The following is a 14,232-nucleotide window of genomic DNA, read 5'->3' on the forward strand; positions in this document are numbered from 1 at the left end:
CACTGGAATGCCAGGCCAGCGGCGCCGATTACTTCCTGCTGTTCTGCCCGCCGGGGTTGGGGTTCTTTTGCATCGAGCCGGTGAGTCATCCGGTGAATGCGCATCACCTGCCGGGCAGGCCCGGCCTGAAGCTGCTGGAAAACGGCCAGTCAACTCACCTCAATTTCACCCTGAAATACCAACCTTTGTAACCCCACAAAACCCTGTGGGAGCCGGGCTCGCCCGCGATGGCGGTGTGTCAGCCTGCACACCTGGACCTGACAAACCGCTATCGCAGGCAAGCCAGCTCCCACATTTTTGATCCGCATGGTGTCAAGGCGGGCTGTTTTTCAGGCGACCCGCCGTGTCGATACTCACCACCACCGACAACCCCGGCCGCAGGCGCTCGCTCTCGGCCTGATCCGGGTCCACCGTAATCCGCACCGGCACCCGCTGCGCGATCTTCACAAAGTTGCCGGTGGCGTTATCCGCCTGCAACAGGCTGAACTCCGAGCCGGTCGCCGGGGAAATATGCTGCACCGTGCCGTGAAACTTGCGGTGGTTGAGCGCGTCCACGGTGAACGTCACCGGCTGGCCGACCTGCACATTGTCCATCTGGGTTTCTTTCATGTTGGCGATCACCCACAACTGCGGCGGCACCAGCGCCATCAACTGCGCGCCGGAGTTGACGTAGGCGCCCAGGCGCACACCGATCTGCCCCAACTGGCCATCACGCGGCGCAATGATGCGGGTGTTGGACAGGTCGATACGCGCCAGCTCCACGGCCGCATCGGCACTGGCCACCGCCGCTTCGAGGGAACCACGATTGACGATCACGGTTTGCAGGTCCTGACGGGCGATTTCCAGGTTGGCCTGGGCCTGAGCCACCGCCGCGACGGTCTGCGCATTCGCGGCGCGGGTCACGTCCAACTCGCGCTTGGACACTGAACCATCGCTGATCAACTCTTCATTGCGGCGCAAGTCGGCGGTGCTTTTGCGCGCCTGGGCCTGGCTGTCCACCAGCGCGGCCTGGCGCAGTGTGATGGTGGCTTCGGCGCTGTTGCGCTGCTGCACCACATTGGCCAAGGAGGCTTTCTGTACTGCCAATTGCGCCAGCGCCTGGTCAAGACGCTGCTTGTAGATGCGGTCATCCAGGCGCACCAGCAGGTCGCCGGCCTTGACGTACTGGAAGTCCTGCACCGGCACTTCATACACGTAGCCACTCAATTGCGGGCCGATAATCGTCACCTGGCCGCGCACCAGGGCGTTCTCGGTGGTTTCCACCGCACTGCTAAAGGGTGGCAATTGCCAGGCATACAGCACGATCAACACACCGACGATGGCAATCGCGGCAAAACCCAGCGATGAGATGATGCGCACTCGCAGCGAGCGCGGCTCCGTGACGGTCGAGCCCGGTGGTGGCGTGCCTTCCGGAGTGGAGGCGATGGCGTTGGTCGTGGTCGTGGTGGTGGTTTCGGTCATGAAGTAACGCCGCTGGGTTGAACGGGAGGGGCTGCTGCTTTGGTGGTACTCATCAGCCACAGGCTGCGGGTGAAGATCCAGAGCATGGTGAGGATCGCGATGATCGCGATCAGCATGAATACGTCGTTGTAGGCCATCACATTCGCCTCACGCGTGGCCGCCGTGGCCAGGCTGCGAATGCCCATGAGGTTGCGCAGTTCCGGGTCGGCAATCACACCGCCGTAGGCCGAGCCGCCGCTCTGCACCCGCGCCGCCACGCGTGGGTCCAGCAGGGTCAGGTGTTCGACGATCATGCTGGAGTGGTATTTCTCGCGCACGATCTGGAACGTGCCCAGCAACGCCGCGCCAATCAGGCCGCCGAGGTTCTGGCAGATGCCGAACATCACCGAGAAGCTCACCAGGTTGCGCGGGTTGGTCAATACGTTTTTTGTGCCCAGCACCATGGTTGGCCCCAGGAAGAAGGTGCCGCCAAAGCCTAGCAGGAACTGGCTGATATACAGGTTTTGCGGGCGGGTCAGGTTGCTAGAGAAACTGTCCATCACGGAGCCTGTGGCCATCAGCGCCAGGGAGATGATCAACGGCATCAGCAGGTGCGCCGGGTTGATCGTCAGCGCGCTGACCACCAGCCCGGCAATCGCACCGGCCAGCATCACCACGTAGAGGGTGTGCATCTGCTGGTAGCTCATGTTCAGCATCTGCATAAAGCCCACCGCACCGGTGGACTGCTCGGACAGCACCATGCGAATCAGCACCACCGCCAGCGCCAGGCGAATCATCGCCCCGCTGCCGAGCCAGCGCGTCATCAACATCGGGTTGGCGCGGTTATGCTCAATGGCCAGGCCGGCCATGATCAACACCAGCGAACAGGCCGAGGCCACGCCGATCCAGGGCGCTTCCAGCCACCAGTCGATACGCCCCAACGACAGCACCGCACAGAGCAACGCCACGCCGCTGGCGAGAATGGCAAAGGTGAGGAAGTCGAGTTTTTCAAAGGTTTTGAAACGGTCGCCGGGCGGCAGTTTGAGCATGAATACGCAGCCCAGACAGATCAGCGCCATGCCCAGCTCGAACAGGTACAGCCCGCGCCATTCGGCAATTTGCAGCAAGTCTTCAGAGAACAATCGCGCCAGTGGCAGCGCCAACTGCGCGGTGCCCAAGCCCAGCACCAAGGCTTTGAGCCGCCACTTGGCCGGGAACGCCTGGATCATGTAGTACAAGCCCAACGAACTCAGCGCCGCACCGACCATACCGTGAGCTGCCCGTACTGCAATCGCCGAACTCAAGTCGTTGACGAACAAATGGCCGAAGGTCACCAGCGCATACAGCACCAGGAACACCTCGGTAAACGCGCGCAGGCCGAACTGCTGACGAAACTTCACCAGCAGCAGGTTCATGCACACGTTGGTCATCACATAGGCGGCCGGCAGCCAGGCCATTTCTGCGGTGGTGGCGCCCAGTGCGCCTTGCAGATATTGCAGGTTGGCAATCACCAGGGCATTGCCGAGCCCGCCGGTAATTGCCACCAGGATCCCGACCAACGCAAACAGCCAACGCTTGTGCGTAGGGTGCAGCGGCGTCGACGGCGAGCCGGGCAGGCTCGGCCGCTCGTGGGGTTGCCAAGTGTGGGGGGTGTATTTATCCATCGCATGACCTTGATGAGCCGACGTGCAAGGTCGGTAAATCCGTTACTCAGGGACCAGTAAACCTGAGAGGCGTTCATCTTGCCATGTCTCGTGCGGGCACGGTCAAAACTGTGGGAGCTGGCTTGCCTGCGATACAGACACCTCGGTGTGTCAGGTACACCGAGTTGATGCCATCGCAGGCAAGCCAGCTCCCACATTAGACCGAGTATGGCTCTGCTGTTGCTGTTGCTCCGGCCCTTACATCCTTTTCGATGACGAAGTCAGCGGTCTTTTGATCTGCGCTTTTGATCTTGATCTGAAATCGCCCCGTCAAACACGATGGCCGGAATTCGACAGGGATTTGGGGGGTAAACCGGCAGGGATGCCGGTTTAGCCGCGCTGGGCCAAGGATGGCCCATCGCGGCGGCCCCCCAAATCACTGGCGGATTGCGGGCATGCCGAGCCATAGCGAGGCACCGAGTGTTGGGGCGAAGACCTTTTGCTTACTTTTGGGTCTTTCCAAAAGTGAGCCGCCGTAAGGGCGGAACCCTACTCAGCCGTTACCGCAGCAACGGATATGTACACCACCAAAAGACCGCCATCGCAGGCAACCCAGCTCCCACATGTAAATTGTGTTGCACATCAGCATCAAAGCGCAGCCTTGACCAGCATCCCCGCAGCCACCACCACACACAGGCTGGCAAACCCCACCTGCAACGCCCGCGCCGGGATCACCGAACACAAACGCCGACCGGCCAACATGCCGACAATACTCGCACCGATAAACACCCAGCCCATCGGCTCAATACTCACACCGGCCTGCATCGACCCAGCCACACCGATCAGCGAAATCAGGCTGATCACCATCAAAGAGGTGGCGACAATCCCGCGCATCTGCACATCGGTCAGTTGCTTGAACGCCGGCACGATCAGGAAACCACCGCCCACGCCAAGCAAGCCCGATACCGCGCCAGTTACCGCACCCAACGCGGCCAGAGTGGCACTGCATTTGGCAGTCCAGGCCAGGCGCCCGGTCTGCTGGTTGAGCATGCAGTTTTTCTGGCCCCAGGACGCGGCGCCATGGTCGCTTGGCCCGGCCTCGACCTTTTCGCGTTGCAACATGCGCCACGCCACCAGCACCATCAAGGCGCTGAACAGGCCCATCAGCAGGTGTTCGGGCAACTGGTGCGCAATAAACACACCCAGTGGCGAAAACAGCGCACCGAGCAAGGCGATCAATAACGCGGCGCGGTAACGCACCAGGCCATGGCGCAACCCGTCAATGGCGCCGACCGCCGCCGCTGCGCCCACGGCGAGCAACGACACCGGGGCTGCCTGGGTCATGGTCAAGCCCAGCCCCAGCACCAACGCCGGCACTCCGAGGATGCCACCGCCCGCGCCGGTCAGGCCCATGACCAGGCCCATCAATAAACCCAACAGACTTGCCAGCAGCATTTAATCCACCTTGCTCAGGCGGGTCAGCCACTCGCGGCCCTTGAGCATGCCGTTCCAGTAGACCCACGGCAGCAGCGTGGCCTTGAGGAACCACATCGAGCGACGTGCCTGGGTCGGGTCCAGCGGGAAGGTCGGCAGCAGCTTGCCGCCATAGCCGAACTCGGCCAGCACCACCTTGCCCTTCTCCACCGTCAACGGGCAGGAACCATAGCCGTCGTACTTGAGCGGCAGCGGCGCCTGTTTGCGCAGGGCCAGCAGGTTTTCGGCCACCACCACGATCTGCTTGCGCACGGCGGCTGCGGTCTTGGCGTTGGTGGTGCCGCACACATCGCCGAGGCCGAAGATATGCGGGTAGCGCAGGTGTTGCAGGCTGTGCGGGTTCACCTCGCACCAACCGGCGGGGTCGGCCAACGAGCTCTGGCGGATAAAATCCGGGGCAACCTGCGGCGGGACCACGTGCAACAGGTCGAAGGATTTTTCTTCGACGGTGGCCTTGCCTTCGGCGTCTTTGACTTCAAACCAGGCTTTGCGCGCCGGGCCATCGACCTTGACAAGGTTGGCGTTGAACGCCAGGCGGGCGTTGTATTTCTCTACGTACTTCATCAATGGCGGCACAAAGGTCGCCACGCCAAACAGCGCGGCGCCGGCCAGGTTGAATTCGACGTCGATGTTTTTCAGGTTACCCTGCTTGAGCCAGTGATCGCAGGACAGATACATGGCTTTTTGCGGCGCGCCTGCACATTTGATCGGCATGGCCGGCTGGGTAAAGATCGCCTTGCCGCCTTGCAACTGCTGCACAAGCTGCCAGGTGTAGGCCGCGTGCTCGTAGCTGTAGTTGGAGGTCACGCCGTTCTGGCCAAGGGTCTGTTCCAGGCCGTCGATTTTTTCCCAGGCCAGGCGCAGGCCGGGGCACACGATCAGGTTGTTCCAGCTCACGCGCTGGCCGTTGTCGAGCACCAGGGTTTGCTCGTCGGGCAGCAACTCGGCGACAGCGGCCTGCACCCAAGCGACGCCATTGGGCAGTACGTCGGCCAACGGCCGTCGGGTCTTTTTCAGGTCGTAGGCGCCGCCACCGACCAGCGTCCAGGCCGGCTGATAGCAGTGATAGTCGTTAGGTTCGATCAGGGTGATGTTCAGCTGCGGGTCGCGTTTGAGCAGGCTGGCCAGCAGGCCGATGCCTGCCGAGCCGCCGCCGATGACTACGATGTCGCCACTGATGGTCGGTCCCCAGTGTTGCTCGGTCATGGTCTTTTGCCTTTTATCGTCAATGCACACAAGGGTCGTTGCCGTATGGCGTCACGCCCAGCTTTTTATGACCGCGCCGCAGTACAAGCCGGACAAGGTCTTCATCACTTGAATCACTTCGTGGCTGGCCAGCCCGTAGAAAATGTATTTACCTTCCCGACGGGTGGCGACCAACCCTTCGTCACGCAAAATGCCCAACTGTTGTGACAGTGTGGGCTGACGCACACCGGTCATGGTTTCCAGCTCGCCGACGTTGCGCTCGCCCTGGGTCAACTGGCACAGGATCAACAGGCGGTCCTCATTGGCCAGTGCCTTGAGCAAGGAGCACGCCTTGGACGCCGATGCGCGCAACTGGGCGACTTCGCCCTCACTCAGAGTAGATTCCATTTGCCTCGGGTCCTTTATGTCACTTAAGCTCAAAACATTATGTGTAAACGTAAACTGATTGTAACCACTTTTTTCGCTTCCGGGGACCGCCGCCATGCCAGCGTTGATTCAAGCCTTTCTGGACGAGGCATCGTCGACCTTCACCTACGTCATTTATGAACACGATGGCGGCCCGTGCGCCATCGCCGATTCGGTACTCAATTACGACCCCGCGTCCGGGCGCACGGATACCGCCCAAGCCGATAAAGTCATCGCGTTCGTGCGTGAGCACGGCTTGCAGGTGCAGTGGCTGCTGGAAACCCATGCGCATGCCGATCACTTGTCCGCTGCGCCTTACCTGCGCCGCACGCTTGGCGGCAAAATCGCCATCGGCCAATCCATCAGTAAGGTCCAGGATGTCTTCAAGAGCCTGTTCAACCTGGAGCCGGAATTCCGCGTCGATGGCTCGCAGTTCGACCACCTGTTTGCGCCGGATGAAATCTTTCATATCGGCAACTTGAAGGCCCAGGCGCTGCATGTGCCTGGCCACACCCCGGCCGACATGGCGTACCTGATCGACGGTCGTTTGATTCTGGTAGGCGACACGCTGTTCATGCCGGATGTAGGCACCGCGCGTTGCGACTTCCCTGGTGGTGACGCGCGACAGTTGTATGCGTCGATGCGCAAGCTGCTGGCCTTTCCATTGGAGACTGAACTGTACGTGTGCCATGACTACCCGCCTGAAAGCCGCGAGGCCAAGTGCCTGACCACGGTCGCCGAGCAGCGCGCGGGCAATATTCATGTGCATGACGGGGTGGATGAGGCGGCGTTTGTAGAGATGCGCACCCAGCGTGATGCCGGGTTGGGAATGCCGACGCTATTGCTGCCGGCGATTCAGGTAAATGTGCGCGCGGGGAATATGCCGCCGGCGGAAGCAAACGGGGTGACGTATCTGAAGATTCCGCTTAACCAACTGTAAAAAGCGCCGATTCCTTTGTGGGAGCTGGCTTGCCTGCGATAGCGATGCATCAGTAACCCGTGTGTCAACTGGCCCACCGCTATCGCAGGCAAGCCAGCTCCCACACTTGTCCTGTGTTGTGTCAGGAACCCAGGCTGATGCCATTAGCCGGCAACGGCAGCGCGGTCTTGTAGCGCACCTGCTTGAGCGCAAAGCTCGAGCGAATATTGGCCACGCCCGGCACCTTGGTCAGAAAGTCCATCATGAAACGCTCCAGCGACTGGATCGTCGGCACCAGCACCCGGATCAGATAATCCGGGTCGCCCGCCATCAGGTAACACTCCATCACTTCCGGCCGGTCAGAAATCGCGCCTTCGAACTGCTGCAATGCCAGTTCATTCTGCTTTTCCAGGCTCACATGAATGAACACATTCACGTGCAGCCCCAGCAGATCGGCGTCCAGCAACGTGACCTGATCACGGATAAGCCCCAATTCCTCCATGGCCTTCACCCGGTTAAAGCATGGCGTGGGCGACAGGTTGACCGAACGGGCCAGGTCGGCGTTGGTAATGCGGGCGTTCTCCTGCAGGGCATTGAGAATGCCGATATCGGTACGGTCCAGTTTGCGCATGAGACAAAATCACCTGTTTATTATGTTTATGCAGTTTTTTTATCCGCAAATGGTCTTGAGCGCAATGAAACACAGATAAATATTCTTCTACGCCACGCCTATGATGTTTGTAGGACAAGATTTCTCCTATCCGGAGACTGACTGTCAGCTAGCGCGCCCACTACAAGAAATTCACAAGATCGAGCGTAGAAAGCCATGAACCAGCCGTATGCACCACTGCGCCTGCACGTTCCCGAACCCTCGGGCCGCCCAGGCTGCAAGACCGACTTTACCTACCTGCGCCTGACTGACGCAGGTACGGTGCGCAAACCCGCCATCGACGTAGAACCCGCCGACACCGCTGACCTGGCCAAGGGCCTGATCCGCGTGCTTGACGACCAGGGCCAGGCTCTTGGCCCGTGGGCTGAAGGGGTATCCGCCGAGATCATGCGTAAAGGCATGCGCGCCATGCTCAAGACGCGCATCTTCGACAACCGCATGGTGGTCGCACAGCGTCAGAAAAAAATGTCGTTCTACATGCAAAGCCTTGGCGAAGAAGCCATCGGCAGCGCCCAGGCCCTGGCCTTGAATATCGACGACATGTGCTTCCCCACCTACCGCCAGCAAAGCATCCTGATGGCCCGCGAAGTGCCGCTGGTGGACCTGATCTGCCAACTGCTGTCCAACGAGCGCGACCCGCTCAAGGGCCGTCAGTTGCCAATCATGTATTCGGTCAAGGACGCCGGTTTCTTCACTATTTCCGGTAACCTCGCCACCCAATTCGTGCAAGGCGTGGGCTGGGGCATGGCCTCGGCGATCAAGGGCGACACCAAGATTGCCTCGGCCTGGATCGGCGACGGCGCCACCGCCGAATCGGACTTCCACACCGCCCTCACCTTCGCCCACGTTTACCGCGCGCCGGTGATTCTCAACGTGGTCAACAACCAGTGGGCCATCTCCACCTTCCAGGCTATCGCCGGCGGTGAAGCCACCACCTTCGCCGGACGCGGCGTGGGTTGCGGCATCGCCTCCCTGCGTGTGGACGGCAACGACTTTATCGCCGTGTATGCAGCGTCTGCCTGGGCCGCCGAGCGTGCGCGCCGCAACCTTGGGCCAACCCTCATCGAGTGGGTCACCTACCGCGCCGGCCCGCACTCCACCTCGGACGATCCGTCCAAATACCGCCCGGCCGATGACTGGAGCCACTTCCCGCTCGGCGACCCGATTGCGCGCCTCAAGCAGCACCTGATCAAGATTGGCCAGTGGTCCGAAGAAGAGCACACGGCAGTCAGTGCCGAGCTTGAGGCCGAAGTGGTCAAGGCGCAGAAAGAAGCCGAACAGTACGGCACCCTGGCCGGCGGCCAGATTCCAAGCGCCGCGACCATGTTCGAAGACGTTTATAAAGAGATGCCGGAGCACTTGAAGCGCCAGCGTCAAGAGTTGGGGGTCTGACATGAACGATCACAACAACAGCATCGAATTGGAAACCGCCATGACCACCACCACCATGACCATGATCCAGGCCCTGCGCTCGGCCATGGATGTGATGCTTGAGCGTGACGATAACGTGGTGGTGTTCGGCCAGGACGTCGGCTACTTCGGCGGCGTATTCCGTTGCACCGAAGGTTTGCAGAACAAGTACGGCAGCTCGCGGGTGTTTGACGCGCCGATCTCCGAAAGCGGCATCGTCGGCGTTGCCGTGGGCATGGGGGCCTACGGCCTGCGCCCGGTCGCCGAGATTCAATTCGCTGACTACGTGTACCCGGCCACCGACCAGATCATCTCCGAAGCCGCCCGCCTGCGTTATCGCTCGGCCGGCCAGTTCACCGCACCCTTGACCATGCGCATGCCGTGCGGCGGCGGCATCTACGGCGGCCAGACCCACAGCCAGAGTATTGAAGCGGTGTTCACCCAGGTCTGCGGCCTGCGCACGGTGATGCCGTCCAACCCGTATGACGCCAAGGGTCTGTTGATCGCCTCGATCGAAAACGACGACCCGGTGATCTTCCTCGAGCCTAAGCGCCTGTACAACGGCCCGTTCGATGGCCACCACGATCGCCCGGTCACACCCTGGTCCAAACACCCGCAAGCGCAAGTGCCGGACGGTTACTACACCGTGCCGCTGGACGTGGCCGCCATCGTGCGTCCGGGCTCGGCGGTGACGGTGCTGACCTACGGCACCACCGTATACGTGTCGCAAGTCGCCGCCGAAGAAACCGGCATCGACGCCGAGGTCATCGACCTGCGCAGCCTGTGGCCGCTGGACCTGGAAACCATCGTCAACTCGGTGAAAAAGACCGGCCGTTGCGTGGTGGTGCATGAAGCCACCCGCACCTGCGGCTTTGGTGCCGAACTGGTGTCGCTGGTGCAAGAGCATTGCTTCCATCACCTGGAAGCGCCGATCGAACGCGTCACCGGTTGGGACACGCCCTACCCGCACGCGCAAGAGTGGGCGTATTTCCCAGGGCCGTCCCGCGTGGGCGCGGCGTTGAAACGGGTCATGGAGGTCTGAATGGGCACGCACGTTATCAAGATGCCGGACATTGGCGAAGGCATTGCAGAAGTTGAACTGTCGGTATGGCATGTAAAAGTCGGCGACCTGGTGGTTGAAGACCAGGTGCTGGCGGATGTGATGACCGACAAGGCGATGGTGGACATTCCCTCGCCGGTGCACGGCAAAGTGATTTCTCTGGGCGGCGAGCCCGGCGAAGTCATGGCGGTGGGCAGTATTTTGATCAGCATTGAAGTCGAAGGCGCCGGGAATGCCAAGGATGCGCCGGTGGTGGCTGAGCCGGTGAAAGCTGCGCCAGCGCCAGTGGTTGAAGCCAAGCCTGCGCCTGTGGCCGAAGCAAAGCCAACCGCCAAACCCGCTGCGGCACCGGTTGCGCGTGACGCAAACGAACGCCCTTTGGCTTCGCCTGCCGTGCGCAAACACGCGCTGGATGCCGGGATTCAGCTGCGTCTGGTGCAGGGCAGCGGCCCGGCGGGTCGGGTGCTGCACGAAGATCTGGACGCTTACCTGCAACAAGGTGCAACCCAGGCTTCGGCAACCGCCAACCCTTACGCCGAACGCAACAGCGAAGAACAGATCCCGGTGATCGGCATGCGCCGCAAGATCGCCCAGCGCATGCAGGACGCCACCCGCCGCGCCGCGCATTTCAGCTACGTGGAAGAAATCGACGTCACGGCGCTGGACGAGCTGCGCGTGCACCTTAATGAGAAGCACGGCGCCACACGCGGCAAATTGACCTTGCTGCCGTTTATCGTGCGCGCCATGGTCGTGGCGTTGCGCGACTTCCCGCAGATCAACGCACGCTACGACGACGAAGCCCAAGTCATCACCCGCCTGGGCGCGGTGCATGTGGGCGTCGCCACCCAAAGCGATGTGGGCCTGATGGTGCCGGTGGTACGTCACGCCGAAGCCCGCAGCCTGTGGGGCAACGCCGAGGAAATCGCACGTTTGGCCAGCGCCGCGCGCAATGGCAAGGCCAGTCGCGATGAACTGTCGGGCTCGACCATCACCCTGACCAGCCTCGGCGCGTTGGGCGGCATTGTCAGCACGCCGGTGCTGAACCTGCCGGAAGTCGCCATTGTCGGCGTCAACCGCATCGTTGAACGGCCGATGGTAATCAAGGGCCAGATCGTGGTGCGCAAGATGATGAACCTCTCCAGCTCCTTCGATCACCGTGTGGTCGACGGCATGGACGCGGCGCAATTCATCCAGGCCATTCGTGGCCTGCTCGAACAACCCGCCAGCCTGTTTTTGGAGTAAGGCATGCCTCAGACATTGAACACCACGCTGCTGATTATCGGCGGCGGCCCTGGCGGTTATGTGGCGGCGATCCGTGCCGGCCAACTGGGCATCCCGACCATTCTGGTCGAGGGCCAGGCGCTGGGCGGCACCTGCCTGAACATCGGCTGCATTCCCTCCAAAGCCTTGATCCACGTGGCCGAGCAGTTCCAGCAAACCGTGCACCACAGCCAAGGGTCGCAACTGGGCATTGAAGTGGATGTGCCGACCCTGGACATCCGCAAGAGCGTGGAATGGAAAGACGGCATTGTTGATCGCCTGACCACCGGCGTGGCCGCCTTGCTCAAGAAGCATAAAGTGCAGGTGATCCACGGCTGGGCCAAGGTGGTGGACGGCAAGACCGTCGACGTCGGCGACCAGCGCATTCAGTGCGAGCACCTGCTGCTGGCCACCGGCTCGAAAAGCGTCAACCTGCCGATGCTGCCGATTGGCGGGCCGATCATCTCGTCAACCGAAGCACTGGCGCCGACCCGCGTGCCCAAGCGCCTGATTGTGGTGGGCGGCGGCTATATCGGCCTGGAGCTGGGCATTGCCTATCGCAAGCTCGGCGCCGAGGTCAGTGTGGTCGAGGCACAGGAGCGTATCCTGCCGGCCTACGATGGCGAACTGACGCTGCCGGTGGCCGAATCGCTCAAGCAGTTGGGGGTCAAGCTGTACCTCAGCCACAGCGTCACCGGTTTCGAAAACAACAGCCTGCAGGTACGTGACCCGAACGGCGACACGCTGTCGCTGCAAACCGATCAGGTGCTGGTGGCCGTGGGCCGCAAACCCAACACCCAGGGCTGGAACCTCGAAGCGCTGAACCTGGCGATGAACGGCGCGGCGATCAAGATCGACAACCGTTGCCAGACCAGCATGCGCAATGTGTACGCCATCGGCGACCTGAGCGGTGAGCCGATGCTGGCGCACCGGGCCATGGCCCAGGGCGAGATGGTCGCCGAACTGATCAGCGGCAAACACCGCGAATTCAACCCGGCCGCCATCCCGGCGGTGTGCTTCACCGACCCTGAGCTGGTGGTGGTCGGCAAGACCCCGGACGAAGCCAAGGCGGCTGGCCTCGACTGCATTGTGTCGAGCTTCCCGTTCGCGGCCAATGGCCGGGCGATGACCCTGGAGTCGAAAACCGGCTTTGTGCGCGTGGTAGCACGGCGTGACAACCACCTGATTGTCGGCTGGCAGGCGGTGGGGGTTGGTGTGTCCGAGCTGTCTACGGCCTTTGGCCTGTGCCTGGAGATGGGTTCGCGCCTGGAAGATGTGGCGGGCACGATCCATGCGCATCCGACCCTCGGCGAAGCGGTTCAGGAAGCGGCTTTAAGAGCATTGGGCCACGCGCTGCACCTTTAAAACCGGGGTGAGGCCATCGCAGGCAAGCCAGCTCCCACAGGGCAATGTATTCCAAATGTGGGAGCTGGCTTGCCTGCGATAGCGGTGTATCAGCCAATACACACGCTCAATGGTCCGCCCACCTGCTCCCACACCGGCCAAGAATGAAGTATTGTTGCGCCCATCCAGTAAAAAACCGACAAGCCTGCCTTCGACCAGGCGGTTGACCAGAGATAGAGGGTGTCATGGGTAACGAAAGCATCAATTGGGACAAGCTGGGTTTTGACTACATCAAGACCGACAAGCGGTTTCTCCAAACCTGGAAAAACGGCGAGTGGCAAGCGGGCACCCTGACCGACGATAACGTGCTGCACATCAGCGAGGGTTCCACCGCCCTGCACTATGGCCAGCAGTGCTTTGAAGGCCTCAAGGCCTACCGCTGCAAGGACGGCTCGATCAACCTGTTCCGTCCGGACCAGAACGCGGCCCGCATGCAACGCAGCTGCGCACGCTTGCTGATGCCGCATGTGACCACCGAAGACTTCATCGAAGCCTGCAAACAAGTGGTCAAGGCCAACGAGCGGTTCATCCCGCCGTACGGCAGTGGCGGCGCGCTGTACCTGCGCCCGTTCGTGATCGGCACCGGTGAAAACATCGGCGTGCGTAGCGCACCGGAATTTATCTTCTCGGTATTCGCCATCCCGGTCGGCGCCTACTTCAAGGGCGGCCTGGTGCCACACAATTTCCAGATCTCCACGTTCGACCGCGCCGCGCCACAGGGCACCGGCGCCGCCAAGGTCGGTGGCAACTATGCCGCCAGCCTGATGCCGGGCGCTGAAGCAAGGAAATCCGGTTTCGCCGACGCGATCTACCTGGACCCGATGACCCACTCGAAAATCGAGGAAGTCGGTTCGGCCAACTTCTTCGGTATCACCCGCGACAACCAGTTCATCACGCCGAAGTCGCCTTCGGTGCTGCCAGGCATCACCCGCCTGTCGCTGATCGAACTGGCCGAGACCCGCCTGGGCCTGAAAGTGGTCGAGGGCGACGTGTTCATCGACAAACTGGACCAGTTCAAGGAAGCCGGCGCCTGCGGCACCGCTGCCGTGATCTCGCCAATCGGCGGCATCCAGTACGACGGCAAGCTGCACGTGTTCCACAGCGAAACCGAAGTGGGCCCGATCACCCAGGCGCTCTACAAAGAACTGACCGGCGTGCAGACCGGCGACGTTGAAGCGCCAGAGGGTTGGATCGTCAAGGTCTAACCCCAAAAAACGCAAAACCCAATGTGGGAGTGGGCTTGCCAGCTCCCACATTTGATTTCGGTGTGCTCACACGTCCTTGGGAATATTCACCGCAATCTTCTTGCCCATGCTGATCC

Annotated in this window: 12 protein-coding genes and 1 pseudogene; 7 read left to right on the forward strand and 6 right to left on the reverse strand. The window is 61.5% G+C overall.

The window, feature by feature from the left end:
* A pseudogene (locus FEM54_RS09290) lies at positions 1–191 on the forward strand (aldose 1-epimerase); the annotation flags it as partial.
* A gap of 121 nt (positions 192–312) precedes the next feature.
* Here the strand turns inward: FEM54_RS09290 and FEM54_RS09295 are convergent.
* The 5 genes from FEM54_RS09295 to FEM54_RS09315 all read right to left on the reverse strand — a co-directional run bounded on the left by FEM54_RS09295 (position 313) and on the right by FEM54_RS09315 (position 6,170).
* Positions 313–1,461, reverse strand: a complete 1,149-nt coding sequence (locus FEM54_RS09295; RefSeq protein WP_138450563.1) for an HlyD family secretion protein — start codon at positions 1,459–1,461, stop codon at positions 313–315.
* Positions 1,458–3,104 carry an MFS transporter gene (locus FEM54_RS09300; protein ID WP_017136435.1) on the reverse strand — a complete coding sequence of 549 codons (1,647 nt, stop codon included), beginning with the start codon at positions 3,102–3,104 and terminating at the stop codon, positions 1,458–1,460. Before FEM54_RS09300 ends, FEM54_RS09295 begins: the two co-directional genes overlap by 4 nt.
* 627 nt (positions 3,105–3,731) lie before the next feature.
* A complete protein-coding gene (locus FEM54_RS09305; protein ID WP_017136251.1) occupies positions 3,732–4,538 on the reverse strand; it encodes a sulfite exporter TauE/SafE family protein in 807 nt (268 codons plus the stop codon).
* Entirely contained in the window at positions 4,539–5,783 is a 1,245-nt protein-coding gene (locus FEM54_RS09310; RefSeq protein WP_138450565.1) for an NAD(P)/FAD-dependent oxidoreductase, read from the reverse strand. It abuts the gene before it with no gap.
* Between the two features lie 51 nt (positions 5,784–5,834).
* Positions 5,835–6,170 carry an ArsR/SmtB family transcription factor gene (locus tag FEM54_RS09315; protein WP_017136253.1) on the reverse strand — a complete coding sequence of 112 codons (336 nt, stop codon included), beginning with the start codon at positions 6,168–6,170 and terminating at the stop codon, positions 5,835–5,837.
* Positions 6,171–6,264: 94 nt separating this feature from the next.
* On the opposite strand from FEM54_RS09315, the gene FEM54_RS09320 reads away from it, so the two are divergent.
* Positions 6,265–7,128 carry an MBL fold metallo-hydrolase gene (locus FEM54_RS09320; RefSeq protein WP_017136254.1) on the forward strand — a complete coding sequence of 288 codons (864 nt, stop codon included), beginning with the start codon at positions 6,265–6,267 and terminating at the stop codon, positions 7,126–7,128.
* Between the two features lie 121 nt (positions 7,129–7,249).
* On the opposite strand, the gene bkdR is transcribed toward FEM54_RS09320, so the two are convergent.
* Positions 7,250–7,738 (reverse strand): Bkd operon transcriptional regulator BkdR, encoded by a 489-nt coding sequence (bkdR, locus tag FEM54_RS09325; protein ID WP_017136255.1) that lies wholly within the window; start codon positions 7,736–7,738, stop codon positions 7,250–7,252.
* 195 nt (positions 7,739–7,933) lie between these two features.
* Between bkdR and FEM54_RS09330 the strand changes: the two genes are divergently transcribed.
* The 5 genes from FEM54_RS09330 to FEM54_RS09350 all read left to right on the forward strand — a co-directional run bounded on the left by FEM54_RS09330 (position 7,934) and on the right by FEM54_RS09350 (position 14,116).
* Complete coding sequence (locus FEM54_RS09330) at positions 7,934–9,169, forward strand: 3-methyl-2-oxobutanoate dehydrogenase (2-methylpropanoyl-transferring) subunit alpha (RefSeq protein WP_017136256.1); 1,236 nt, start codon at positions 7,934–7,936, stop codon at positions 9,167–9,169.
* Between the two features lies 1 nt (position 9,170).
* Positions 9,171–10,229, forward strand: coding sequence for an alpha-ketoacid dehydrogenase subunit beta (locus FEM54_RS09335; RefSeq protein ID WP_138450567.1), 1,059 nt, complete (start codon positions 9,171–9,173; stop codon positions 10,227–10,229).
* Entirely contained in the window at positions 10,230–11,489 is a 1,260-nt protein-coding gene (locus FEM54_RS09340) for a dihydrolipoamide acetyltransferase family protein (RefSeq protein ID WP_138450569.1), read from the forward strand.
* A 3-nt stretch (positions 11,490–11,492) separates the two neighbouring features.
* Positions 11,493–12,872: a dihydrolipoyl dehydrogenase gene (gene lpdA, locus FEM54_RS09345; RefSeq protein WP_017136259.1), complete on the forward strand. Its 1,380-nt coding sequence runs from the start codon at positions 11,493–11,495 to the stop codon at positions 12,870–12,872.
* 224 nt (positions 12,873–13,096) lie between these two features.
* A complete protein-coding gene (locus tag FEM54_RS09350) occupies positions 13,097–14,116 on the forward strand; it encodes a branched-chain amino acid aminotransferase (protein WP_017136260.1) in 1,020 nt (339 codons plus the stop codon).
* Positions 14,117–14,232: the final 116 nt, after the last annotated feature.

Origin of the sequence: Pseudomonas edaphica (assembly GCF_005863185.1) — a bacterium.
GTDB lineage: Bacteria > Pseudomonadota > Gammaproteobacteria > Pseudomonadales > Pseudomonadaceae > Aquipseudomonas > Aquipseudomonas edaphica.